The sequence below is a fragment of the Camelimonas sp. FR25 genome, from assembly GCF_059740505.1.
Genome location: NZ_JCAWFG010000101.1, coordinates 19445 through 44181 on the forward strand (window position 1 = coordinate 19445; position 24737 = coordinate 44181).

The 24737-nt window shown below is 66.9% G+C and carries 16 protein-coding genes; 7 read left to right on the plus strand and 9 right to left on the minus strand.

Annotation, left to right across the window (positions count from 1 at the left end; genetic code table 11):
• Positions 1-115: 115 nt before the first annotated feature.
• Positions 116-712 (minus strand): NUDIX hydrolase, encoded by a 597-nt coding sequence (locus AC6A67_RS14465; RefSeq protein WP_498037348.1) that lies wholly within the window; start codon positions 710-712, stop codon positions 116-118.
• 143 nt (positions 713-855) lie between these two features.
• Positions 856-2391 carry an acyl-CoA synthetase gene (locus tag AC6A67_RS14470; RefSeq protein ID WP_498037259.1) on the minus strand — a complete coding sequence of 512 codons (1536 nt, stop codon included), beginning with the start codon at positions 2389-2391 and terminating at the stop codon, positions 856-858.
• Positions 2392-2791: 400 nt separating this feature from the next.
• On the opposite strand from AC6A67_RS14470, the gene AC6A67_RS14475 reads away from it, so the two are divergent.
• The 3 genes from AC6A67_RS14475 (at position 2792) to AC6A67_RS14485 (ending at position 5703) form a co-directional block, all read left to right on the plus strand.
• The gene (locus AC6A67_RS14475) at positions 2792-3745 is read left to right on the plus strand and encodes a DMT family transporter (RefSeq protein WP_498037260.1); all 954 of its coding nucleotides are present in this window, start codon (positions 2792-2794) and stop codon (positions 3743-3745) included.
• A 235-nt stretch (positions 3746-3980) separates the two neighbouring features.
• Positions 3981-5303 carry an alpha/beta hydrolase gene (locus AC6A67_RS14480; RefSeq protein ID WP_498037261.1) on the plus strand — a complete coding sequence of 441 codons (1323 nt, stop codon included), beginning with the start codon at positions 3981-3983 and terminating at the stop codon, positions 5301-5303.
• Between the two features lie 220 nt (positions 5304-5523).
• Positions 5524-5703 (plus strand): hypothetical protein, encoded by a 180-nt coding sequence (locus AC6A67_RS14485; protein WP_498037262.1) that lies wholly within the window; start codon positions 5524-5526, stop codon positions 5701-5703.
• Between the two features lie 258 nt (positions 5704-5961).
• Here AC6A67_RS14485 and AC6A67_RS14490 read toward each other — a convergent pair whose 3' ends face one another.
• A complete protein-coding gene (locus AC6A67_RS14490; protein WP_498037263.1) occupies positions 5962-6273 on the minus strand; it encodes a GCG_CRPN prefix-to-repeats domain-containing protein in 312 nt (103 codons plus the stop codon).
• A 686-nt stretch (positions 6274-6959) separates the two neighbouring features.
• Positions 6960-7376: a large conductance mechanosensitive channel protein MscL gene (mscL, locus tag AC6A67_RS14495; RefSeq protein WP_498037264.1), complete on the minus strand. Its 417-nt coding sequence runs from the start codon at positions 7374-7376 to the stop codon at positions 6960-6962.
• A 631-nt stretch (positions 7377-8007) separates the two neighbouring features.
• Here mscL and AC6A67_RS14500 point away from each other — a divergent pair.
• From AC6A67_RS14500 to AC6A67_RS14510, 3 genes are all read left to right on the plus strand, one after another.
• A complete protein-coding gene (locus tag AC6A67_RS14500) occupies positions 8008-11550 on the plus strand; it encodes a hybrid sensor histidine kinase/response regulator (RefSeq protein WP_498037265.1) in 3543 nt (1180 codons plus the stop codon).
• 672 nt (positions 11551-12222) lie between these two features.
• Positions 12223-14235 carry a DEAD/DEAH box helicase gene (locus AC6A67_RS14505; protein ID WP_498037266.1) on the plus strand — a complete coding sequence of 671 codons (2013 nt, stop codon included), beginning with the start codon at positions 12223-12225 and terminating at the stop codon, positions 14233-14235.
• 50 nt (positions 14236-14285) lie between these two features.
• Entirely contained in the window at positions 14286-14792 is a 507-nt protein-coding gene (locus tag AC6A67_RS14510; protein WP_498037267.1) for a hypothetical protein, read from the plus strand.
• A 395-nt stretch (positions 14793-15187) separates the two neighbouring features.
• Here AC6A67_RS14510 and AC6A67_RS14515 read toward each other — a convergent pair whose 3' ends face one another.
• Positions 15188-16687 carry a helicase HerA domain-containing protein gene (locus tag AC6A67_RS14515; RefSeq protein WP_498037268.1) on the minus strand — a complete coding sequence of 500 codons (1500 nt, stop codon included), beginning with the start codon at positions 16685-16687 and terminating at the stop codon, positions 15188-15190.
• A 657-nt stretch (positions 16688-17344) separates the two neighbouring features.
• Between AC6A67_RS14515 and AC6A67_RS14520 the strand changes: the two genes are divergently transcribed.
• Positions 17345-17767, plus strand: a complete 423-nt coding sequence (locus AC6A67_RS14520; protein ID WP_498037269.1) for a BspC domain-containing protein — start codon at positions 17345-17347, stop codon at positions 17765-17767.
• 144 nt (positions 17768-17911) lie between these two features.
• On the opposite strand, the gene AC6A67_RS14525 is transcribed toward AC6A67_RS14520, so the two are convergent.
• The 4 genes from AC6A67_RS14525 to AC6A67_RS14540 all read right to left on the minus strand — a co-directional run bounded on the left by AC6A67_RS14525 (position 17912) and on the right by AC6A67_RS14540 (position 24681).
• Positions 17912-20116 (minus strand): 3-hydroxyacyl-CoA dehydrogenase NAD-binding domain-containing protein, encoded by a 2205-nt coding sequence (locus AC6A67_RS14525; RefSeq protein WP_498037270.1) that lies wholly within the window; start codon positions 20114-20116, stop codon positions 17912-17914.
• Between the two features lie 78 nt (positions 20117-20194).
• Complete coding sequence (locus tag AC6A67_RS14530; RefSeq protein WP_498037271.1) at positions 20195-21403, minus strand: acetyl-CoA C-acetyltransferase; 1209 nt, start codon at positions 21401-21403, stop codon at positions 20195-20197.
• 229 nt (positions 21404-21632) lie between these two features.
• Complete coding sequence (locus AC6A67_RS14535) at positions 21633-23426, minus strand: acyl-CoA dehydrogenase C-terminal domain-containing protein (RefSeq protein ID WP_498037272.1); 1794 nt, start codon at positions 23424-23426, stop codon at positions 21633-21635.
• Between the two features lie 787 nt (positions 23427-24213).
• The gene (locus AC6A67_RS14540) at positions 24214-24681 is read right to left on the minus strand and encodes a MerR family transcriptional regulator (protein ID WP_498037273.1); all 468 of its coding nucleotides are present in this window, start codon (positions 24679-24681) and stop codon (positions 24214-24216) included.
• Between the last annotated feature and the right edge of the window lie 56 nt (positions 24682-24737).

Consider the following 24737-nt stretch of genomic DNA (forward strand, 5'->3'; position numbering starts at 1 on the left):
GTCCATCAACTTCGACGGATCATGCCCGATTGCCCTGCCGCCCGCCTCGCCCCATGGCGCGAGGCCTGCGGAAACTGTCACGCGCCCGGATGCGAGCGTCGTGTCTTGCGTCGCGCTACTTCCAGGCGAACACCGGCTGCTCCAGCTCATGCACGCGGGTGGCGCGGCCGGCCAGCACCTCCCGGAACTGATAGATCACCGCCGCCGTCGGCGCGTGGATGTGATCATCCTCGATCCACAGCCGCACCACCTGGCGCGGGCTCTCGGGGATGGTGACGAAGCTGACGATCTCCTCACGCAGCACATGGGCGAGCGGGATGAAATGCACCGAGGCCACCTCAGCCGGATTGGCGACGATGGCGGCGGGATCGCCCGCCCACACCACCACCGGCGTCATCAGATAGCCGGAGCGGGTGGGATAGTCGTCGAGCACGCCAAGCACCGCGTCTTCGCCGAGCACGAGACCGATTTCCTCGGACACCTCGCGCAGCGCCGCCTCAACCAGGGTCTCGCCCGCGTCGCAGCGCCCGCCAGGCAGCGCCCATTGCCCGCCATGCGAACGCAATGTGCGGGCGCGCCGGGTGAGGACAAACGCCAGTTCGCCGCTCCCCGCCGGATACTCCACCACCACCAGCGCCACCGCCGCCCGCTTCAGACCGCCATGGGCCGTGTCCTCCGCCAGCCGTTCAAAGCCGGCGAACACCCGCCCCATCTGGGCGCGCACCTCATCAAATACGTCGTCCACGCTACCGCTCTTGCTCTGCGGCGGGCCTGACCCGTCCCGCCATCCATGCTGGCGCCCCCGCGCGTCGGCCAGCTCAGGCCAGACGCGGGAGCGAAACTGTGCGCCGCCCATCAGCCTGCGGCGTTCTCCGGCACAAACTGGCCGCGCAGGGTCGGCTTGTGCACCTTGCCGGTGGCGTTGCGCGGCAACGCCGCCACAAAGCTGACGTCGCGCGGGCATTTGAACCGGGCGAGCCGCTCGCGGCAATGGGCCTGCACCTGCTCCGCGGTCAGTTCCATGCCGGGCTTGACCACCACCACCGCAAGGCCAGTCTCGCCCCAGCGTTCATCCGGCACGCCGATGATCGCCGCCTCGGCGATCTGCGGCATCTGGTAGAGCACGTCCTCAACCTCAGCCGGATAGACGTTCTCGCCGCCGGAAATGTACATGTCCTTCCAGCGGTCGACGATGTAGAAAAACCCGTGTTCATCGACGCGGGTGGCGTCGCCCGTGTGCAGCCAGCCGTCGGTGAATGAGGAGGCGTTGGCGTCCGGCCGGTTCCAGTAGCCAGGCGTCACATTGGGGCCGCGCACCCACAATTCGCCGATCTCGCCAGGCGCCGCCTCGGCCCCATCTTCGCGCACCACACGCACTTCCGTGTGCAGCACCGGCTTGCCGGCGGAGCCCGCCTTGCGCGCCGCGTCCTGCTGGTCGAGGGCCAGCACCGCCGGGCTGGTCTCGGTCATGCCATAGCCCTGCTGCAGGGCGACGCCGCGCGCCTCCCAGATCTTCAGCAGCGGCACCGGCATGGGCGCGCCGCCGACCCCGCCAATGCGCAGGCCGCTGAGGTCAGTGCTGTCGAAATCGGGATGCTGGCACAGGAACTGGTAGATCGACGGCACGCCGAAGAACAGGTTCAGACCCCACGCCTTGTCATTGATCAGCCGCAGCGCAGCGCCAGGCTCAAAGGTGCGCATGCACAGCACCAGGCCGCCGGCGTGCAGCACCGGATTGACGTAACAATTCAGCCCGCCCGTGTGGAACAGCGGCAGCACCAGCAATTGCACCGTCGCGTTATTGACCCCGGCGATGGCCCCGAGATTGACGCAGTTAAAGAAGGTCATGCCATGGGTGATCATGGCGCCCTTGGGCCGCCCGGTGGTGCCCGAGGTGTACATGATGGTGGAGACGTCGTCGTGCGTGACCACGGCCCAGTTGCCGCGCGGCAGCGGCGCAGAAGCGGCCACGCCCGCCTCATAGCTCTCGCCGGCCCCAAACAGCAGCAGCGACTGCGTCTGGCAATTGCTGGCGACCTCGCCCGCCGTGGCGGCGAGGTCGGAGTCATGGGCCAGCACGCGCGGCGCGCAGTCGCCGACGATATAGCTCAGCTCCGGCACGGTGAGCCGGGTGTTCAGCGGCACGAAGATGGCGCCCAGCCGGCCGCAGGCGAACTGCAGCTCCAGCGTCTCGGGGGTGTTGTGCGCCAGCACCGCCACCCGGTCGCCCGCCACGACGCCAAGCGTCGCCAGATGCGCTGCGGCGCGGCCAATGCGGTCATCCATCTGCGCGTAGGTCATCTCGCGCAGGCTCGCCAGCTCGACAATGGCGAGGCGATCTGGCGTGCGCATGGCGTGATGCGCGATCCAGTCGTAATAGCGTACGGCCACCGGGCGCTCCTCCAGTTACTGCGCCTCCTGATTATTATGATGGGGCGCATTTGACTGGCAGAGTTCACTGAAAACGCTGGCCCGGCAAGGTCGACCATAGCCGTAAGCCGTGCTTGCATGGCTGCTGTGCTGGCGCAGCCATGCCGCAGACGCATTGCGCCAGCCCGCCGCCCGATCACCGCGCATTTGTGATCACGCCTGCGGCCATGCACAACTCTCCCGGTCGCTGCGCCAGCGACAGCGCCCCGTCCGCCGCCCCAGCGGCAGCGGTGAAGCGCGACGGCGTGGACGGCGGCGCAGCGGCGCCGCCCATCCGCGCCTCACAATGGCGTGCAGACGGGAGGGACGACCGGCGTCGCATGGCGACGGTCTGGCCTGCCGTGAGACAGGCGTAGCGTTGATGTCATCCCACTCCTCACGCGCCAATCTGGCCCTGGTCACCCTGCTCGGTCTGATCTGGGGGCTGAACTGGCCGATCGTGAAATTCGCCATTGTCGAATATGGGCCGTGGACGACACGGGCGCTCAGCCTCACTGGCGCCACCGTCTGCCTGGCGCTGTTCGCCATGGCGCGCCGCGACAGCCTGCGCATACCGGCGCGACAATGGTGGCGGGTGGCGATCCCGGCCATGGTCGGCATGGCCTTCGTCAATATCCTCAATGCTTACGCCCAGATGGTGATGGAGACCGGCCGCGCCGCCATCATCGCTTTCTCCATGCCGGTGTGGGCGACGGCCATGGCCGTGCTGTTCCTCGGCGAGAAAATGGATGGCCGCAAATCGCTCAGCCTGGCGCTGGGCGGCGCAGGCCTCGTTGCGCTGGCGTGGCCCACCCTGTCAGCTGGCGGCCTGTCGGCGGGCGTGCTGCTGGCGCTGGCCTCGGCGCTGTCCTGGGCCTGCGGCGCCATTTTCATGAAGCGCTTCCCGGTCGACGCGCCGCCGCTGACCTCGGCCACCTGGCAGATGGGCTGCGCCGCCGCCTTCCTGACCCTCGGCATGCTGCTGTTTGAAGGCCTGCATGTGCCATGGAACGGGTTTTCGCCCGGCCTCGGCGGCCTGTTCTACAACATCATTATCGCCCAGGCGCTTGGCACCTGGATCTGGTTCGGCGTGCTGATCCGTTCCCCAGCCTCGGTGGCCGCCATCGGCACGCTGATGACCCCAGGCGTCGGCGTGGTCGGCGCCATGCTGATGCTCGGCGAAACGCCTTCCCTCACCGACTGGGTCGGCCTCGCGCTGGTGGTCAGCGCCTGCGCCATCGTGCTGGTGCGCAAAACGCCGGCGCCCACGCCGGTCGCCACCAGGCCGGGCGCGGCTACCTCCGCCGAGCCGGAGCCGCAGCCCGCGCCAGGCTAACCCTGCGCCTGCGCCAATTGTCTCCGCGACGCCACACCCTGTGGTCGCAACCGCTCTCGCCCTGACCCGAACGCTGGCGAAGCCGTCGCCGTGCGGCTAAGATGCCGGCGTCTGCGCGCAAGGCACGCCTTGCGCTGGCGCTGCTGCATGCGCCAGTCCCGGCGCCGCCCCCGAAAACCCAGACTGTTGCATGGCGCCTACCGCGGCGTCGCCACGCCCGGAGTACGTTGAGACCATGCGCCGCCATCTCATCCTGGCCATGACCCTTGTCGCCGCAGCGTTGCTCGCTGGTTGCGCTGGCCGGCCGAAGAACGTGCTGTTGCCGGATCAGGCCCTGGCCGCCCCCCAGGGCGTCACCCAGGTGAGCATGCTGGTCGCCACCACGCGCAGCGCCCGCAATGCAGCGCCTGGGCAATTGTTCACCGGCGAGCGCGGCGGCCGGCTGAGCTTCGCCGACATCACCATCTCGGTGCCGCCCGACGCCAGCCGCAAGATTGGCGACATCCAGTGGCCGAAGAAGCTGCCGGCCAATCCGGCGACGGATTTTGTCACCGTCTCCGCCGACGTGCTCGACCAGAAGCAGGCCATCGCCGCCTTCGACAAGCGCATCAAGCGCACCGGCGAGCGGCGGGTGATGGTGTTTGTGCACGGCTACAACACCAGCTTCGAAGAGGCAGTGTATCGCTTCGCGCAGATCGTCCACGATTCAAAGGCGCCGGCGACGTCAGTGCTGTTCACCTGGCCGTCGCGCGCCAAATTGCTGTCCTATGGCTATGACCATGAGAGCGGAAATTATTCCCGCGATGCGCTGGAGCAATTGCTGACCGCGCTCAACCGCGATCCCAATGTGAAGGAAATCGCCATTCTCGCCCATTCCATGGGCAATTGGGTGACGCTGGAGGCGTTGCGCCAGATGGCCATTCGCAATGGCCAGGTGGCGCCCAAGATCAATTCGGTGATGCTCGCCGCCCCGGATGTCGACTTCGACGTGTTCCGTCGCCAGATCGCCGCCATCGGCCCAAAGCGCCCCCCCTTCACCATCTTCACCTCGCAGGATGATGAGGCGCTGGCCTTTTCGCGCCGGGTCTGGGGCGAGCCGCGGCTTGGCGCCATCAACGCCGAAACCGAGCCCTATCGCTCGGTGCTGGAGCGCGATCGCATCACCGTGCTCGACCTGACCAAGGTGCAGTCACACGACTCGGTCAATCACGGCAAATTCGCCCAGTCGCCGCTGGTGGTGCAATTGATCGGCCAGCGGCTGGTCGCTGGCCAGACGCTGACGGATTCCGGGGCCGGGCTCGGCGACCGGCTGGGGCGCATCGCCGTGGGCGCCGCCTCCACCGTCGGCGCGGCGGCCAGCATCGCCGTCTCGACGCCCATCGCCATTATCGATCCGCGCACCCGCGAAGGCCTCGGCGATCAATTCCAGGTGCTCGGCTCCAGCGTCGCCGCTACCCTGCCCGTTCCCCTGCCACAGGGCCGCGCCGCGACGCCAAATTTCGAAGACGACGCCGAACCGGCGACGCCACCCCAACGCGCGGGCGCGAGGGCGCGCTGAGCGCTCTGGCCATGGGGGGCGCGCGCAAGCATTTATTCACGCGGGCGCGGCACAATCGGGCGGATATGGCGTCGCCAATCCAGGCGCAGCGCCGCGCAAGGTAACGCTACGTCAACAACCTGTGGCAGGATGGTCGCGTCGGCGCGGAGCGCCCCTTTGCAACAGGCGTCAGCCTGCGACCCGCAGCTGACAGACCATGACGATGGCGCAGGAGAGCATCATGCAACATGAATCGACCCGGCCCCAACGGCCGGCCCGCCGCGTCGCCATGGCGACAGTGCGCCTTGGGCTGCTGCTTGGCGTCGCCCTTAGCCTCAGCGCCTGCGACAAATGCGGTCGCATCACCAAGATCAACAAGCCGTGGAGCAGCGCCTGCGAAGCGGGGCCAGTCACCCAATGACCCAGCGACAAAACTGAGCTTGCATGCCTGACGCCATGCCGCGCCGAGGCTGACGCCATCAGCCGCATGGCGCCCCACAAAAAAACGGCCCCCGAAGGAGCCGTTGTGATCTGCGCCATGGCGCAACGTGCGTCTGATGTAAGCGGGAAGCGCATGCGCCGTAACCCCATGGCCCGCCTGTGGCGGCGGACCATGCCACGTTTGTCGTTCACCAGACCCAGCGCCTGACCAACGCAACGGCGCGTCAGGCGATGCCTGTTAGCGGCAGACGCGCACCGGGCCGCGCGGAGTATTGGTGATCACGCAACGCGGGCCACGCGGCGGGGCGGCGCGGTAGCGCGGCGGCGGAGCGCGGTAACGCGGCGGCGGGGCGTTGCGATAGCAGCGGCCGCCCGGGCCACGGTGCCAGCCACGGCCACAACCCTGCGCCACCTGGGTGACCAGCGGATCGGCGCCCTGGGCGAGGCCAGCAGCGCCCGCTCCGGCCGGCGCCGCCACTGCAGCGGAAGCCAGCATCATCACGCCCGCCATGGCGCCGAACGCGCCAATGCCCATCGTCACGAATTTCATATCAGTCTCCTGAAACGCGCCGCCAGACCGGCGGCGGCCCTTAACTGCGTGCGCCGCCTGCACACAAGCGACGCGCACACCTGTCAGTTTTGCCGCGCGCTCTGTGGTCCATCAGCTCTGGCTGGTGGGACATCGCGCAGGCAACGGCGCAAGGCCGGGGCGTGTGGCGGCAGTGCAGCACCCTGCCTCTGCGCCAGCACGCCCAACGGAAATGCTCGGACGAACCACCCTGCAACACGCCACGCGTCATGACGCAGCGTCTCGCCGGGGCTTCGTGAGGGGACAACGCGCGTCCACCACAATAGTTGCATTGCGCCATCGCTTTTTGGCGCAAATGCGAACATGCCTGGGCGGAAAGGCGCGCAAACGCGCCGAGGAACAGGCAATTCTACTGTTGGTTAACGCTGCACCTGACAGCAAAGCTTGAGCAATGCGCTGGCGCGGGGCGCCATAGAGGCCACCGCCGCACGCAACAACGCCACATCGCCGGGGGCAGCGATGTGGCGTTGCAATTGGCGCTTCATGGAGGGCGTCATACCAGGATGCGAAGATGCTGACGCATCCGCATCCTGAAATGCTCAGGCGCCGCACGGGCTTGGCCAGAACCCGATGAGTGACGCTCGGTTCTTGTATCAGGCGACCGGTTGTGCCCGGTCGTCGCCGCCCTCAGGCTGGCGACAGCAGGATCAGACCGCCTGCTTCTTCTCGGCCAGAAGGTCGCGAATTTCGGCCAGCAGCTTGACGTCGGCCGGGGTTTCCTCGGCCTTCTCCTCCTTGGCGCGCAGCTTGTTGATGCCGCGGACGACCAGGAACAACACCCAGGCGATGATGATGAAATTGACGGCCAGCGTGATGAAGCGGCCATAGCCAATGACAGCGCCCTGCTTCTTGGCTTCCTCATAGGACAGTGCGGTGACGTCCTTGCCCAGCGCAACGAAATAGTTCGAGAAGTCCAGACCGCCCGTCACCCAGCCGATGATCGGCATGAAGATGTCAGACACCAGCGAGGTGACGATGCCGCCAAAGGCCGCGCCGATGATCACGCCGATGGCCAGATCGACGACATTGCCGCGCATGGCGAATTTTTTGAATTCACTGAACATGAACTGCTCCCGGGGGGGGGTGAGAAACCTCAAACGTCACCGCAGCGCCCGGCGCCTGTCTGCCCTGTAGCGCACGGCTGTGACGGTCTGTTGTCGTACATAACGCAGGATTGAGCGCTGTTCGCTACACAACTGCGCGTTACGGCGGGCAGTAACAAGAATTGTCGACGGTTTTTGCAGCCACGCTGACGCTTGTCCGGCGCCACCGGTCGCTTCTGACGAAAAAGAACCGCCTCCCCGGTCTGAAAACTGCGGTAGCAGCGCCTGGCGGCGCCGGATATGCCGCTTCGGCCAGAGCGACTGACAGGCCCACTGACGCGATGACAGGCTGATGCACCGGGCGCAGCATGGCGCTGGCCCCCGCGATCGTCGCGACCTGCCGCTCGCCGCTCCGACTGCCCCCTCACCGGCAGAGCGTCGGCGTGGCCGGGCCGGGCGCCAGCTGTCCCCAGCCGCCGGCCCCGCGCCCCTTGTAACCGCGCTTTTGCTATATGCTATTTGTCAGACGCATGGTCGCTGGCGCGGCGACCGCAGCGCCCGCGACGGGCGCACCTGGGGCATGACAGCCCCGGGGCGCAGGCGCCGCCGCCTTCAGGGTGGCGGCGGGATCTGGTCAGCGCAGGGTGGGGCCATGCCAGATAGCTGGACAGTCATCGCAGCGGCGCTGCTCTATCTCTGCGCCCTGTTCGGCATCGCCTGGTTTTGCGACCGGCGCAGCCGCAGCTGGCTCAATGGCCGGGCGCGGATGTTCATTTATCCGCTGACGGTGGCGGTCTATTGCACCTCCTGGACGTTTTATGGCTCGGTCGGCTTCGCCGCCCGGTCGGGCCTCGATTTTCTGATGATCTACATCGGACCGGCGTTGGCGCTGATCCTCGGCGCGCCGCTGATCGTCCGCATCATCGCACTGTCGCGGGCGCAGAACATCACCTCGGTGGCCGATTTCGTCGCCGCCCGTTACGGCAAGAGCCAGCGCGTGGCCGCCGTGGTGGCGCTGATCGCCGTCACCGGCGCCGTGCCCTATATCGCGTTGCAGCTCAAGGCGGTGTCGGTGTCGCTCACCACCTTCCTGCGCGCCGTCGGCGGCGCCGACGCCCCGTGGATGACGTGGATCTCGGTGATGGCCGCCGCCGTGCTCGCCATCTTCGCCGTGGCCTTCGGCGCCCGGCGGGTCGACGCCACCGAACACCAGGAAGGGCTGGTCGCGGCGATTGCGGTGGAATCCGTGGTCAAGCTGGCGGCGTTTCTGGCGGTCGGCCTGTTCGTCACTTACGTCATGTTTGGCGGCGTCGCCGACATCGTCGCCCAGGCCGACGCCGCCACCGGCTCACATTTCATCGACCGCACCTCCTCGCCGCTGTCGCTGGCGACGCTGGTGCTGCTGTCGGGCTGCGCAGCGCTGCTGCTGCCGCGCCAGTTCCACATGATCGTGGTCGAGAACCGCCGGCCTGCCGACGCGCCGCGCATGGCGTGGATGTTCGCCGGCTATCTGGCGCTGATCAATCTGTTCGTCATCCCCATCGCGCTCGCCGGCATCGCCATGTTTCCCGACATGGCCGACCGCGACATGACGCTGCTGCAATTGCCGCTGCACGCCGGGGCGGGCTGGGTGGCGCTAATCGCCTTCATCGGCGGCCTGTCGGCGGCGACCGCCATGGTCATCGTCGATTCGGTGGCGCTGGCCATCATGATCTCCAACGATCTGGTGATGCCGGTGGTGCTGCGCTGGCGCTCGGCCCGCGCGGCGCGCGGCGTGCGCATCCGCGCCGACATGGGGCCGTTTGTGCTGGGCAGCCGGCGCTGCGCCATCGTGCTGGTGGTGACGCTGGCCTATTTCTACAACGCCCACGCCGGCAGCGCCGCGCTGGTGGCCACTGGCCTGCTGTCCTTCGCCGCCATCGCCCAGATCGCTCCCGCCTTCCTCGGCGGGCTGATCTGGCGCCGGGGCACGGCGCTCGGGGCGGTGTCAGGCCTCGCCGTCGGCTGGCTGGCCTGGGCATGGATGTTGTTGCTGCCGGCGCTCGCTGATCCACAAAGCCTTGACGCGTCGTTCCTGTCCGGGCCATTCGGCCTCAACATCATCAATCCGGCGGTGATCACCGGCGCCGGGCCCGAGAACATCACGCCAGGCGTCCTGTGGAGCCTCGGCCTCAATATTGTCAGCTATGTCACCTGTTCCCTGCTTCGTCCCGCCAGCGCCATTGAACGGCTGCAGGCGCACGCCTTCCACGCCACCGAGCCGCGCATGAGCCAGAGCCCCATGCCGGTGCGCGGCGTCGCCACCTTCGATGACCTGTATGATGCGGTGGTGCGCTATCTCGGCGAGGACCGCGCGCGCGCCGAATTCGCCAATTTCAACACCTCTCGCCAGGAGCCGGCGCGCGGGCCCGCCCCCGCCGACATCCAGACCATCCGCTTCGCCGAGCATCTGCTGACTTCGGTGATCGGGGCGGCGTCGTCGCGGCTGATGCTGTCGCTGCTCAATTCCAGCGAGAAGCTGTCGTCCAGCACCGCCATGGCGCTGCTCGACGACGCCTCCGCCGCCATCCAGTACAACCGCGACGTCTTGCAGAACGCCCTCGACCATGCGCAGCAGGGCATCACCATTCTCGACCACGACATGCGGATTCTGGCGTGGAACCAGGCCTTTGTGGATCTGTATGACCTGCCGCCGGACTTTGTGCGCGTCGGCGTCGGCCTCGACGCCGTGGTCACCTTCAACGCCAATCGCGGCGCCTATGGCCCTGGGCATGTCGATGATCTGGTCGCCGACCGCCTCGCCAGCCTGCTCAGCGACGGCCCGCCGCAGCGGGTCAAGCTCTATCCCGGCAAGAGCGTCATCGAGATCCGCTCCAACAAGCTGCCCGGCGGCGGTTTCGTCACCACCTATACCGAGGTCACCAAGGAGGTGGAGGCGGAAGAAGCGCTGGAGGCGGCCTACGCCACGCTGGAACGGCGGGTGGAGGAGCGCACCCAGGAACTGATGCGGCTGAATGTGGCGCTGACCCGGGCCAAATCCGAAGCCGACGAGGCCAACCAGTCGAAGACCCGCTTTCTCGCCGCCGCCAGTCACGACATTCTGCAGCCGCTGAACGCCGCCCGCCTCTACGCCGCCGCCCTGACCGAGCGCCCCGAGAGCGCCGGCGACGCCGGGCCAATGATCGACAATATTGTCAGCTCGCTCGACGCGGTGGAGGAAATCCTCACGGCGCTGCTCGATATTTCGCGGCTCGACGCCGGGCAGATGCGGGCCGAGTTCAGCATCTTCCCGATTGGGCCCCTGCTGGAGCAATTGCAGCGCGAGTTCGCGCCGGTGGCCAAACAAAAGGGGCTGCAATTGCGGGTGCTGCCATCGTCGTTGCACGTGCGCTCCGACCGGCGGCTGCTGCGCCGCCTGCTGCAGAACCTGATCTCCAACGCCATCAAATACACGCCCTCTGGCAAGGTGGTGGTGGGTTGCCGCCGACGTGGCGACCGGCTGCGCATCGAGGTGGCCGACACAGGCCTCGGCATTCCGCTGTCGAAGCAGCAGCTGATTTTCCGTGAGTTCCAGCGCCTCGACCAGGGCATGCGCGAGGCGCGCGGCCTCGGCCTCGGCCTGTCGATCGTCGAACGCATCGCCCATGTGCTGCACCACAAGGTGTCGCTGACTTCGACGCCAGGGCGCGGCTCGCTGTTTTCGGTGATGGTGTCGGTGCGTGATCCGCTGCCGCAGAGCGCCGCGCCGCAGGCCAAGGCGGCGCCCGTGACGCCGCTGACCGGCTTGCGCGTGCTGGCCATCGACAATGAGCCGGCGATTCTGGCAGGCATGCAGATGCTGCTTGAGGGCTGGGGCTGCGACGTCGCCACCGGCGGCTCGCTGGAGGAGGCCAATCGCGCCCTCGGCGCCCGCCGCTTCATCCCCGACATCGTCATCGCCGATTACCACCTCGACGAAGGCGATGGGCTGGACGCCATCGCCCGCATGCGCTGGCGGCTGGGTCCCGAGCTTTACGCCATCCTGCTGACCGCCGACCGCTCGCCCGAAGTGCGCGCCGAGGCCCAGGAGAAGAACGCCCATGTGCTGCACAAGCCGCTGAAACCGGCGGCGCTGCGGGCGCTGCTCACCCAATGGCGGGCGCGCATTATGGCGGTGGAGGGCCGGCAGCCGATCCTGCCCGACGAGGATGGCTGACGCCACGGCGCAGGCCCCGGCGCCGGCGCCGGCGATGACGGCGTCAGCCCAGGCAAGCGTCTTGCAAGGCAAGTGACTTGCTAGGCAAGCGACTTGCCGCGCCTGCGACGCAATGGCCGCCGAAACCTTGATCGCCCCTGTGGCCTTCCGCGTCGGAACAGGTTAAAGACGGCCAACCAATTCTTACATGGCTCCCCAAGAGGTTCCGGCGCAGCGCCGGTTGAACGGGCGCTTTCAGGCCAGACCATCCGGTCCGGCCCCCGAGGGTTGGTGACAACGGAGGCCTGTTTCCTCCGCCAACCGATGGGAAAGCGCCCGCTGATGCGCAAGCATCCAGCGAGCCTGATCATTTTATTGCTAACCGCTCCGACGCTGGAGCTGGCCTGCGCGTGGCGTCGCCGCGTGCAATGGACAGCGCCATCACAGGTCCAGGCCCGCAGGGGGCGCCGGACGACGTCAGGGCACAACCAGACGATGCAGGGGACGCGGCGCATTAGCCGCAACAAGCCCCGGCGTCAGGTCGCCGCGCAGGTCATGGGCTCGTCCCGGGTTGTCCCGCTGGATGCCCAACGACCACGCCGCCGCGTCCATCCCTTATGAAACGCAGGTCCAGACTGGCTGCGGGCATGGCCCGCGCCTGGACGTTGCGACTGACAGACAGGTTCAGATTCCGTGTCCTTTATGACGTCGAACCCGGCGCTTGCCCGCGCCCTCGCCGCCCGCAATTACGACAAGCCGACCCCGGTGCAGGAAGCCGTGCTGGCGCCGGAGGCCCGTGGCCGCGACCAATTGGTCTCCGCCCAGACCGGCTCTGGCAAGACCGTAGCCTTTGGCCTCGCCATGGCCGAGACCCTGCTCGGCGCCGAAGAGCGCTTCGCCCCGGCTGGCGCGCCGCTGGCGCTGGTGGTGGCCCCGACCCGCGAGCTGGCGCTGCAGGTGCAGCGTGAGTTTGGCTGGCTGTATGGCGAGACCGGCGCCCGCGTCGTCTCCTGCGTCGGCGGCATGGATCCGCGCCAGGAGCAGCGCCAGCTGGAGGCCGGCGCCCATATCGTCGTCGGCACCCCCGGCCGTCTCCGCGATCACATCGAACGCCGCCGCCTCGACCTGTCCCAGCTGAAGGTCGCCGTGCTCGATGAGGCGGATGAGATGCTCAATCTCGGCTTCCGCGAAGACCTCGAATTCATCCTCGACGCCACCGCGCCGGAGCGTCAGAGCCTGCTGTTCTCGGCCACCATGCCGCGTGGCATCACCATGCTGGCCAAACGCTACCAGCGCGACGCCCTGCGTATCGAAGTGGCGACGCCCGAAGGCGGCCACGCCGATATCGAATATCGCGCCATGCGCGTGACGCCCAAGGACGTCGACAACGCCGTCGTCAATGTGCTGCGCTATTACGAGACGCCCACCGCCATCGTCTTCTGCAATACCCGCGAGGCGGTGCGCCGCGTCCAGGCCATGCTGCAGGAGCGTCAGTTCTCGGTGGTGTCGCTGTCGGGCGAGCTCACCCAGAACGAGCGCAACAACGCCCTGCAGGCCCTGCGCGATGGCCGGGCCAAGGTCTGCGTCGCCACCGATGTGGCGGCGCGCGGCATTGATCTGCCCAACCTCGGCCTGGTGATCCATGCCGAGCTGCCCAAGGACGCCGAGAGCCTGCAGCACCGTTCGGGACGCACCGGCCGCGCTGGCCGCAAGGGCGTCAGCGTCCTGCTGGTTCCGCCGTTCCGCCGGCGTCGCACCGAGGACCAGCTGCGCGGCATGGGCGTCGAGCCGATCTGGTCGGGCGCGCCGACAGCCGAGGAGGTCCGCCGCCTCGATGACGAGCGCATGTTGCAGAGCCCGGCAATTGTCGAGCCGGCAAATGAGGAAGACATGGCGGCGGGCCTGAGCCTGCTGGCCATCCATTCGGCCGAGCATCTGGCCGCCGCCCTGGTGCGCATGCACCGCGCCGGCCTGCCAGCGCCGGAAGAGGTCACCGATCCTGGCGAGCGCCCGACGCGTGAGCGCGCGCCGCGCAGCTTTGAGGATGGCCCGACCGAAGGCGGCGCCTGGTTCCGCCTCAATGTCGGCCGTCGCCAGAACGCCGATCCGAAATGGCTGCTGCCGATGATTTGCCGCAGGGGCAATGTCACCCGCCGCGACATTGGCGCCATCCGCATCTCCGATGAGGAAACCGCCTTTGAGGTCGCCCCGGCGGCGCTGGAGCGTTTCCGCAAATCGGCCCGCCGCCCGGACCCGGAAGGCATCCAGATTGTGCCGATGGCAGGCCCGCCGGCTGGCGGCGCCCCGGGCCATGCGCCGCAGCGCGGCCCGCGCCACTTCGCTGGCGAGCGCGCTCCGCATGGTCGCGCCCATCGTGAAGAGCGTGGCCCCCGTGAGGGCGGCGCCTTCAACACGCCGCGCCCGGCCCCGTCGCGCCCGCACGAGCGCAACGCCAATTGGGACCCTGCGGCGGACGCAGCGTCTCGGCCGCGCGCCGGCAAATTCCGCGACAGCGCCGAGCACGTGATGGTCGATGACCGCGCCCCGCGCGATCCGGCGATGTTCGAGGCTCCGCACGGCGTGAAGCCCTGGGGCAAGGCGAAGGCAGCTGACCGCAAACTGGCTGGCCCTGCCGGAAAGCCGGCGGCGAAGGCCAAGGCTGGCGCGGGCAAGGACAAGGGCAAGCCGAAACGCGCCCTGGCCTGAGGCGACGCGGCGACCTTCTGGCGCAAGATCAATCACAAGGGCGGGCCGCGATGGGCCCGCCCTTTTTTGCCTGGTCCGACGTCTATGCGGCAAGAGGCACCAAGGGCGCCAGGCCTGCCAAGCGTTTCAGGCGCCCCACGGACGTCAATCCTTTCAAGGACTGCATCGGCTGCAACGGCTTCAACTGCCTCAAGGCGCAAGCCCGAAGGCGTTTACTGCCAGCCGCAGCCGCCGGCCAGCGAGCCAAGATGCGCGCCAATACAGGCCCATGGATCACCGCTGCCACAGGCGTAGCGGATCATTGCCCGCGCCTCCGCACAGTCATCTTCATGTTTGTCCGCCAACGCCAGCTCCTGCCTGGGGCCCTGGGCGGAAACCAATTGCGCATGTGCATGAGCGTGAGCAGGCGCCCCAGCCAGGATTGGAACAACCCACGCAAGCGCCACAGCAAGTCCAAGGGCTACTTTGCCCATGACATCATCCTTTTGCCCGACATGATCCATGTGAACACAGCTCCTGTCGATGAATATCGTTGCAGAAATACTGAATATAAATGACAATTCATGAATACGAATGCGGAAAAGCGCACTATTTCTGGACGCTTTACGCCGATCAATACGTATAGTGCCTCGTTGCTAGCGAATTAATACGTTCATAGTGCGCAAAAATTTGGGAAAAAAGGCGCCCGTTCGCCCACTACCGCAAGCGATCGCCGGGGTGCGTTTTCACATCGCGCGGCGCTTGGCGGTCGCTGCAAGCGGGGCGCAGCGGCGGCGCTTTCTATCGGCGCCGTCATACCAGGATGCGAAGATGCTGACGCATCCGCATCCTGAAATACTCAGGCGCCGCAGGGGCTTAACCAGAACCCGATGAGTTATACTCATCGGGTTCTGGTATCAATCACGCGGCGCGACACGCGGAGCGCCGGGCATGCGCGCCCGCCGCCCTCTGATTATTCCGCTGCGTCGCGCTGCACCTCTTCGGGCCCATCCGGGTCACCGGGCGCGGTCTCGCAGCCCATGTCCGGGAAGGCCAGCACCCGCTTGCCGTGAAAGTCGATGCGCGTCACCAAAAGGCCGCGCTCTTCGAAATATGTCAGCAGGCGGCGCACCCGGCGTGGCGAATGGCTGCCATAGGCGCGCGCGAGCGTGGCGTCGGATGGGCACGGAGCGCGATTGAGCGCGGCGCGGGCCAACAGCAGGAACATGCCCTGCAAATCATCCGGCAGGCTGGCCGACAGGCTGAGCGCCACATCCCAGCCCTCGCCGCCAGCCTTCTCATCGACGCCCGCCCGCGCCACCGCCAACTGGCGGCGGAAGGCCGGCAGGGTAAGCGGCTCGCCGGGCACGCGGCGGATGCGCGAGCGCACCAGGAAGTCCTGATACAGCACGGCGTCGGAGCGGAAGGCCGCGTCGGGGTCTTCCAGAATTTCGCGCAGCACCAGCTCGATGCCTGCCGCTCGCTCCGCCTCATCGATAATGGCGAACACTGGCTGGACCGGCGGCTCCGGCGCGGGTTTGGGCTGTGACAGCTGCGCCAGAATGTCGGCGGTGGGCACCGGCCGCGGCGGCGGCGGCCGGCGCATGATCTGCGTCGCCTCCTCCGGACCTGGCGTGAAGATCAGATCCCGCGTGTCCTCGCTCGCTTCAGGCAGCGGCATCAGTTTCGGGCTGGAGGAACGCGCCGAGGTCTCGACCTTGCCAATGGTGATCGGCAGCGGCCGCCGTGACAGCGCCGGACCCAGCGCGATGAAATTGCCGCGCTGCAGATCGCGGAACATCTCGGCCTGGCGCCGTTCCATCCCGAGCAGATCGGCGGCGCGGGCCATGTCGATGTCGAGGAAGGTGCGGCCCATCAGGAAGTTCGAGGCTTCCGCCGCCACATTCTTGGCCAGCTTGGCGAGGCGCTGGGTGGCGATGACGCCGGCGAGGCCGCGCTTGCGGCCACGGCACATCAGATTGGTCATGGCGCCCAGCGACAGCTTGCGCGCCTCATCCGAGACCTCGCCGCCAACGGCCGGGGCGAACAATTGCGCCTCATCCACCACCACCAGCACCGGATACCAATGGTCGCGGTCGGCGTCGAACATGCCGCCAAGGAATGCCGCTGCGGCGCGCATCTGCTGCTCGACGTCGAGCCCCTCGAGATTGAGCACCACCGAGACGCGATGCTGGCGCACCCGGCCAGCGATGCGGGTGAGCTCGGTCTCGGTGCGGGCGGCGTCGACGACCTGATGACCGAATTTGTCGGCGAGCGTGACGAAGTCGCCTTCGGGATCAATGATGCATTGCTGCACCCAGGGGGCGCTCTGCTCCAGCAGGCGGCGCAACAGATGCGACTTGCCGGACCCGGAATTGCCCTGCACCAGCAGGCGGGTCGCCAGCAGTTCTTCCAGATCCAGGGCCGCCACGACGCCGCGAGCCGCAGCGCCCATGTCGATATTGACCTTCATCCGTTTCCCTTCCGGCCCACGTGCTGGCGCGCCGTTCCGTCAGACGGCAGCGCCTGTCGGATCTTCCGCAACCATCAGCGTCAGAGCATGAGCCGGCATTGATTGACCGCACCATGCTTAGCACCCGCCGCCTGCCGGGGCGAAGCGCCGCCAGACTGATTCCCACAGGCGCCCTGCCCCCCAGGTCGCCATCTGGCGACAGCGCCCGTTCGCCTGCGCTGGCACATTGACCACCAGATGCCGCCCGACGGGGTCGCAACCGCCTGCACACGTCCGCTGGCGCGGCGCGCAGAGCTGGCAGGACGGGCGTCCGCCACTGCTATGTAGCCGGTTTTGCCGCCGCCGGGACTGCCGCAAGGCGCCTCACCCCGGCGCTGTCCGGGGCGTGCGTGGTTCGCGGCGTCGGAGAAAGTTCACCGGAGACCAGACCGGGAGGCGCAGAACCTCCCGCCTGCAGGCAAGTCGCGTCCGGACGCGGCGCGCGGCGCCCCCTATGGCCAAGCGGCGAGCCCTATCACGCAAGACCCGCGTTCTGCGTGCCTGCTCCCGTTCTGATTGACCCGAACATGCGCTGGCGCCCCGGCTGCGTCCGGCCGACAATGCCATAGCCAGGCGTCGCCCTTGTCAGCGCGCGCCATAACCGGAAAGGTCAAAGCCATGCGCACAGCTCTGGTCGCCATCATGCTTGGCGCTGCAGTACTCGGCGGCGCCGCACGGGCGGAGCCACTACCCGAAGCCGGGCGCGCATTTTCAGGCAACCTCAAGACGCTGATGCATGACAGCAAGGCGCCGCGCACCATCGCGACATGCGCCGCTTACGCCCATGTATTCGCCAAAACCAGCAAATGGGATCGCATCGGTTTCACCAGAGCCAATCTGGCGGCGGCGCGCACCAGCCGCGCCATGGCGCCGTTCAGCGCCAGCGATCCCCGCACGGTGGCCGCTGTCACCGTCATACCGGCGACTGCGCGGCTGCGCGCCGCCAGCGCGCCAGGACAGGAATGGCAGGAGATCAATGTGCGCTGCGGCGAGCGCGACGGCGCTTATATCGCCATCGAGTTGTTACAGGCCGCGCCCTGAGCTGACGCGCGGCGCTCCGTGACTGGCCCCTTGCGCGGGTGCATGCAAGGGGATCGCAGTCCACGGTCCCACATCAAGCCGGAGCAGCCCCTGCCAGGGCGGACGACGGATCCACCACAGGCCTTGTGATGGATCCGTATCGGCTCAGGCCGCTTGCGTGAGCGATGGCCGGGGATAATAGCTGCCGCCATCCTTGGCCATCTGCAACAATTGCGCGTTCGGCCGGAAGCGCGGGCCATATTTGGCTTCCAGCTTCTCGCACAGCGCCACGAAGCGCGCCGCGCCCATGCCGTCGATATAGCTGAGCACCCCGCCGGTGAACGGGGCGAAGCCGAAGCCGATGATCGAGCCGACGTCGGCCTCACGCGGATCGGTGACGATGCCCTCCTCGAAGCTGCGCGCCGCCTCCAGCGCCTGCACCACGAGCATGCGCTGCTTCAGTTCGGTGACATCGAGCGTATCGGGGTCGAGCTTCACCTTCTGCAGCTTCGCCAGCCCCGGCCACAGCTGCTTGTCGCCGCCGTCCAGATAGTCGTAGAAGCCCTTGCCGTTCTTGCGGCCATGGCGGCCTTCGGTCTCGACCATGGTCTCCAGCAACGCCAGCTGATCCGGATTGACGGCGGCCTCGCCAGCCTCCGCCCGCGTGGCGCGGGCGATGCGCAGCGCCAGATCGATCGCCACCTCATCATTCAGCGACAGCGGCCCCACCGGCATGCCCGCCATGCGACCGACATTCTCGATCATCGCTGGCGGCACGCCCTCCAGCAGCATCAGATGGCCTTCCTGGACATAGGCGCCGACGCAGCGATTGGCGAAGAAGCCGCGTGCATCATTGACGACGATCGGCGTCTTGCGAATGGCGCGGACATAATCCATGGCCACCGCCAGCGCCTGCTCGCCAGTCTGCTTGCCGACGATCAGCTCGACCAGCAGCATTTTCTCCACCGGCGAGAAGAAATGGATGCCGATGAAATTGGCCGGGCGCGCTGAGGCTGCGGCGAGGCCAGTGATCGGCAGCGTCGAGGTGTTGGAGGCGAAGATCACGTCGGCGCCGATCACCGCCTCAACCTGGGCAATGACCTCAGCCTTGATCTTCGGGTCCTCGAACACCGCCTCAATCACCAGATCGCAGTCCCTCAGCGCGGCGTAATCGGCGGTCGGCGTAATGCGGGCCAGCAGGGCGTCGCGCGCGTCCGGGGTAGCGCGGCCCTTGCGCACCTGGCCATCCATCAGCTTTTCCGAATAGGCCTTGCCCTTGTCGGCGGCGGCCTGGTCACGGTCGAGCAACGCCACCTCCATGCCGGCCAAGGCGCTGACATAAGCGATACCCGCCCCCATGAACCCTGCGCCGACAACGCCGAGCTTGCGCAGCTTCGACCTGGGCGCGCCCTGCGGCCGGCGGGCGCCCTTGTTCAGTTCGCCCATTGAGATGAACAGCGAGCGGATCATCGCCGCCGCTTCCGGCGTGCGCAGGATGTGGGCGAAGTAACGGCTCTCGACCTGCAAGGCCAGATCGAACGGCAGCTGCAGCCCCTCATACACCGAGGCGAGGATCGCCTTGGCCGCCGGGTAATTGTCGTAGGTCTCCTTGCGCAGGATGGCGTTGGCCGCCGGGAACACCTGCATGCCGATGGGCGAGAACACCTTGCCCGACGGCGCCTTGAAGCCCTTGACGTCCCATGGCGCGACGCCCTTGCCGCCGCCAGTGATCCAGGCCTTGGCGGCGTTCACCACCTCGTCCGGGGCGACCACATCATGCACCAGCCCCATGGTCCGGGCCATCGCTGGCTTGATCTGCTGCCCCTTGAACAGGAATTGCAGCGCATCAGGCGTCGCCAGCAGGCGGGCGATGCGCTGGGTGCCGCCGCCGCCGGGGAACAGGCCGACCTGGATCTCCGGCAGGCCCACCTTGCTGGCGCTGTCATTGGCGATCACGCGATAGTGGCAGGCCAGCGCCAGCTCAAAGCCGCCGCCGAGCGCCAGGCCGCGAATGGCCGCCGCCACCGGCTTGCCGCAGGTCTCCAGCCGCCGGTACAGCTGCGACAGCCGGCGGGTTTCGGCGAGGAAGAAGGCGGCGGCCTCGCCAGTATCGCCTTGGGCGGCGCGCTGCTCATATTCAATGCGCGCGCCCTGCAACATGTTGAGATCGGCGCCGGCCGAGAAATTGTCCTTGCCCGAGGTGATGACCGCGCCCTTGATGGCGTCGTCCGACGCGATGCGATCGATGACCGCGCCAAGCTCATCCATCATGGCGACATTGATGACATTCATCGGCGCGCCAGGCTGATCCCAGCTGACGACAGCGACGCCGTCGACGTCCACATCGATATGAAACTGCGTGAAGCTCATGGGGTGTTCTCCCGTTCCTGCCCCCGGAGCCACGGCCTTGCGGCTGGCTGCGACGGGAGCGGATGCAACGTCAGCGGCTCAGACCCGCTCGATGATGGTGGCGGTGCCCATGCCGGCGCCGATGCACAGAGTGATGAGCGCGGTCTGCTTGCCGCTGCGCTCCAGCTCATCCAGCGCCGTGCCGAGGATCATGGCGCCAGTTGCGCCCAGCGGGTGGCCCATGGCGATGGCGCCGCCATTCGGGTTCATGATCGCGGGGTCGATGTCGAAGGCCTGCAGATAGCGCAGCACCACCGAGGCGAAGGCCTCATTGAGCTCGAACAGGTCGATATCGCTGATTTGCATGCCGGCGCGGGCCAGCAATTTCTTCGTCACATCAACCGGGCCCGTCAGCATGATGGCGGGCTCGGAGCCGATATTGGCGAAGGCGCGGATGCGGGCGCGCGGCTTGAGGCCAGCGCGTTCCCCGGCCTCGCGGTTACCCACCAGCACGGCGGCGGCGCCGTCGACGATGCCGGAGGAATTACCGGCATGATGCACATAAGTAAGCTTCTCGACCTCGGGGTAAGCCTGGATCGCCACCTGGTCGAAGCCGGCCATGCCCGCCACCTGGGCGAAGGATGGCTGCAATTGGCCCAGCGACTGCATGTCGGCGTTGGGCCGCATGTGCTCGTCGCGGTCGAGGATGGTGACGCCATTGATGTCGCGCACCGGCACGATCGAGCGGGCGAAGCGCCCCTCGCTCCACGCCATGGCGGCGCGGTGCTGGCTCTGCACCGCATAAGCGTCGACGTCGTCGCGGCTGAAGCCATATTTGGTGGCGATCAGATCAGCCGAGACGCCCTGGGGCATGAAATAGGCCGGAATGGCCACCGCCGGATCCATCGGCCAGGCGCCGCCCGACGCGCCCATGCCGACGCGGCTCATGGATTCAACGCCGCCGCCGATCGCCATGTCATGCTGGCCGCTCATCACGTGTGCGGCGGCGAAATTCACGGAATCAAGGCCAGAGGCGCAGAAACGGTTGATCTGCACGCCGGGGACCTCGTGGCTGAAGCCCGAGGCCAGCGCGGCGGCGCGGGCAATGTCGCTGCCCGCCTCCCCCACCGGATCGACACAGCCGAGCACCACGTCATCGATCTGCCGGGTGTCGAGGCCATTGCGATCGCGAATGGCGCTGAGCACCGTGCTGGCCAGCTTCAGCGTCGAACATTCATGCAGCGCGCCATCCTTCTTGCCGCGACCACGCGGCGTACGGACAGCGTCATAAATAAAGGCTTCAGCCATGATTGGCCTCCAGAAATGGCGAGCAGGCGGCGGCGGCGCGGCCTGGGTGCGTCATACCAAAGTGCGGTGAGCACGACTCATCGCACTTTGGTCAAGCCCGTGCGGCGCCTGAGCATTTCAGGATGCGGATGCGTTCGCATCTTCGCATCCTGGTATCAGGGACGCGTCGTGAATCGGCGCGGTGCCCCATGAAAAAGGCGCCGCCAGCGGGGCGGCGCCTTGCTTTGTCTCAGAACGCGTCGGCGGGCATGGCCATCACGGCGTCGGCGCCGGCGGAGATGCGCGCCAGCTGGGCCGAGGTTTCCGGCAGCATGCGCTGGGCGTAGAAATCGGCGAGGGCGAATTTGGCCTCAAGCGCCGGCGACAGCGTCTCGCCCGCTGCCTTTTTGGCGTGCAGCGCCTTGAGGATCTTCGCCCACATGTAGCCAATGGCCACCAGACCCACCATGTGCATGAAATCGTAGCTGCCAGCGCCGGCGTTGTTGGGGTTCTTCAGCCCGTTCTGCATGAACCACATGGTCGCCTGTTGCAGCCGGCCCGCCGCCTTGCCCAGCGCCTGCAGATAAGGCGCCAGCGCCGCGTCGCCCTCATTCTCGCTGATGAAGCCCTGAAGCTCGCCGAAGAACGTCATGGCGGCGCGACCGCCGTTGCGCGGCAGCTTGCGCCCGACCAGGTCAAGCGCCTGAATGCCGTTGGCGCCCTCATAGATCATGGCGATGCGCGCATCGCGGACGAACTGCTCGACGCCGGTCTCGACAATAAAGCCATGGCCGCCGAACATTTGCTGGGCGCGTACGGCGTTGTCGAAGCCAACGTCCGTGAGCACGCCCTTGAGCACCGGCGTCATCAGCCCGAGCACCTCATCAGCAGCCTCGGCGGCGGCCTTGTCAGGCGAGCGATGGGCGATGTCGCTCTTCAGCGCGTTCCACAACACGAAGGCGCGAGCGCCTTCGTTGAAGGCGCGAATGGTCATCAGGGTGCGGCGTACGTCCGGGTGGACGATGATCGGGTCGGCCGGCTTGTCCGCCTCGGCGACGCCGGTGAGCGCCCGGCCCTGCAGACGCTCCTTCGCGTACAAAGCGGCGTTCTGATAGGCGATCTCGGACTGGGCGAGCCCCTGGATGGCGACGCCGAGCCGGGCCTCATTCATCATCACGAACATGGCGTTGAGGCCGCGGTTCTCCTCGCCGACCAGCCAGCCGGTCGCCCCATCATAATTCATGACGCAGGTGGCGTTGGCGTGGATGCCCATCTTGTGTTCGATGGAGCCGCAGCTGACAGCGTTGCGGGCGCCGTTCGAGCCGTCGGCATTGACCATATACTTTGGCACGACGAACAGCGAGATGCCCTTGACGCCCTCAGGCGCGCCTTCAATGCGGGCCAGCACCAGATGAATGATGTTCTCGGTGAGGTCGTGCTCGCCCGCCGAGATGAAGATCTTCGTGCCTGAAATGGCGAACGAACCATCGGCGTTGCGCACCGCTTTGGTCTTGAGCAGACCAAGGTCTGTGCCGCAATGCGGCTCGGTCAGGTTCATGGTGCCCGACCATTTGCCCGACAGCATGTTGGGCAGATAGGTCTGCTTGATGGCCTCGGAGCCATGCACATGGATCGCCGCAGCGGCGCCCATGGTCAGCCCCGGATACATGGAGAACGCCATATTGGCCGAAGATGAGAACTCGTTCATCGCTGCGGCGACCGTATAGGGCAGACCCTGGCCACCGAATTCCGGGCTCGACGCCAGCCCCATCCAGCCGCCCTCAGCGAAGGCGTCATAGGCCTCGCGGAAACCCTTCGGCGTGGTCACCGCGCCATCATCGGAGCGCGTACAGCCCTCGAGATCGCCGCTGGCGTTGAGCGGATGCAGCACCTGCTCGCAAACCTTGGCGCCCTCGCCAAGAATCGCCTCAATCATGTCGGGCGTCGCGTCAGCAAAGCCGGGCAGATCAGCGTATTGCTCAATATTGAGGACGTCGCGCAGCAGGAACATGACGTCTTCAACGGGCGCCTTATAGGTCGGCATGGGCTACTCCTCACGGCGAACCTTCGTCGCCAGGCAGTGTGTCGAAGCTCCCGGACGGGAGACATGAGATACGGCGCAAGGCGCGATGTTCGCGACTGGCCAGCCACTTGCGGCAGCACGTGAGCCAGCGGGCTCCCCTGCCCACGCAAGGCAAAATGCGGCATACGCCCTCACGGCGACGCCAGATAGTTTACATATAAACCAATTGTGCGCCTGCTTAAAGGGCGCTGCGGCGCAATCACGGCCCGAGCAGACAGCGTCTCCGGGACGCCATCGCGATAACGCGTTGAAACACCGCCATAAATCCTGGTCCGCCCACCCACCGGACGCGCCCCTGACTTTCGTCGTAGAAACCCAAACTTATACCGACAGGCGCCGACGCCCGACCCAGATAACGACGCTCTCGTCATGGCTTGCGCCGACACACACCCGGAAAGTAGTGGCGATGATCACAAAGCCAGGTCGCACGCCGCATCGTCAGCCCGTGACATCGCCGAGGAAGGTGCGCGATGCCGCCAGGCGGCCGCGTGGCTGCTGAGCACAAGGCTGCCGCATACCAGGCGCGCCGATTGGAAAAACCTTCCAGAGACCGGAGCACGGAAGCATTGGGGCCGGTCTATTGGCGGACACGTGCGACACAGTTGGTGCAATGACCGGCAAATGCGTGGCGCGCCACGCGCATCATCTGTCGCAAAATGCAAAAACCCGTGCACAGCCTGGCGGACCTGGTCCGCTTGATCGGCCGTGCACGGGATTGTCATGTCACGGGCCTGGTGACCCGGAAGGCTCAGCCAGCGCGACGCGCAGCCTGGTCGCGGCTCTCTTCCAGTTCCGCAATCGCCGCCTCGATATCGCGCTTCTGCGCTTCAAGGTGGCGAATCTGCTCGCTGATCTGGTCGACCGACAGACGCAGGGTCAGCCCTTCCGCCGATGACGCAAAGTCGCCGTCGTTACGCTCGATCATCCCTGCGATCTCGCCGAGGGTGAAGCCGAGTTGCTTGCCCTTGAGAATGATGGCCAGCCGTTCGCGATCGCGAGCAGTGTAACGACGCACGGCGCCCCGACGCGTTGGCTTCAGCAGCCCCTTGTCTTCGTAGAAGCGCAGGGCGCGCAGCGTCACGCCGAAGTCCCGCGCAAGATCGCCGATGAGATAGTGCTCCGGCTGTTGATCGTGATCGTGGCCAGATTTGAGATCCAGGCCAGCGATGCCGTGAGTGGTATTGTCGCGAACCTTCGCGATGTTCTGAACAGTCATATCCCCCCCCCCCAAGGAATGGATGCGGATGTTTACGTTACTCAAATTTTTGTGAC

Excerpts from the sequence above, each read along its gene's own strand:
- AC6A67_RS14480 (WP_498037261.1), top strand. The coding sequence starts at position 3,981 with ATGCGCCGCCATCTCATCCTGGCCATGACCCTTGTCGCCGCAGCGTTG.
- AC6A67_RS14540 (WP_498037273.1), bottom strand. The coding sequence starts at position 24,681 with ATGACTGTTCAGAACATCGCGAAGGTTCGCGACAATACCACTCACGGC.
- AC6A67_RS14465 (WP_498037348.1), bottom strand. The coding sequence starts at position 712 with ATGGGGCGGGTGTTCGCCGGCTTTGAACGGCTGGCGGAGGACACGGCC.
- AC6A67_RS14520 (WP_498037269.1), top strand. The coding sequence starts at position 17,345 with ATGCGCACAGCTCTGGTCGCCATCATGCTTGGCGCTGCAGTACTCGGC.
- AC6A67_RS14475 (WP_498037260.1), top strand. The coding sequence starts at position 2,792 with ATGTCATCCCACTCCTCACGCGCCAATCTGGCCCTGGTCACCCTGCTC.
- AC6A67_RS14525 (WP_498037270.1), bottom strand. The coding sequence starts at position 20,116 with ATGAGCTTCACGCAGTTTCATATCGATGTGGACGTCGACGGCGTCGCT.
- AC6A67_RS14500 (WP_498037265.1), top strand. The coding sequence starts at position 8,008 with ATGCCAGATAGCTGGACAGTCATCGCAGCGGCGCTGCTCTATCTCTGC.
- AC6A67_RS14530 (WP_498037271.1), bottom strand. The coding sequence starts at position 21,403 with ATGGCTGAAGCCTTTATTTATGACGCTGTCCGTACGCCGCGTGGTCGC.
- AC6A67_RS14535 (WP_498037272.1), bottom strand. The coding sequence starts at position 23,426 with ATGCCGACCTATAAGGCGCCCGTTGAAGACGTCATGTTCCTGCTGCGC.
- AC6A67_RS14510 (WP_498037267.1), top strand. The coding sequence starts at position 14,286 with ATGGGCCCGCCCTTTTTTGCCTGGTCCGACGTCTATGCGGCAAGAGGC.
- mscL (WP_498037264.1), bottom strand. The coding sequence starts at position 7,376 with ATGTTCAGTGAATTCAAAAAATTCGCCATGCGCGGCAATGTCGTCGAT.
- AC6A67_RS14490 (WP_498037263.1), bottom strand. The coding sequence starts at position 6,273 with ATGAAATTCGTGACGATGGGCATTGGCGCGTTCGGCGCCATGGCGGGC.
- AC6A67_RS14485 (WP_498037262.1), top strand. The coding sequence starts at position 5,524 with ATGCAACATGAATCGACCCGGCCCCAACGGCCGGCCCGCCGCGTCGCC.
- AC6A67_RS14515 (WP_498037268.1), bottom strand. The coding sequence starts at position 16,687 with ATGAAGGTCAATATCGACATGGGCGCTGCGGCTCGCGGCGTCGTGGCG.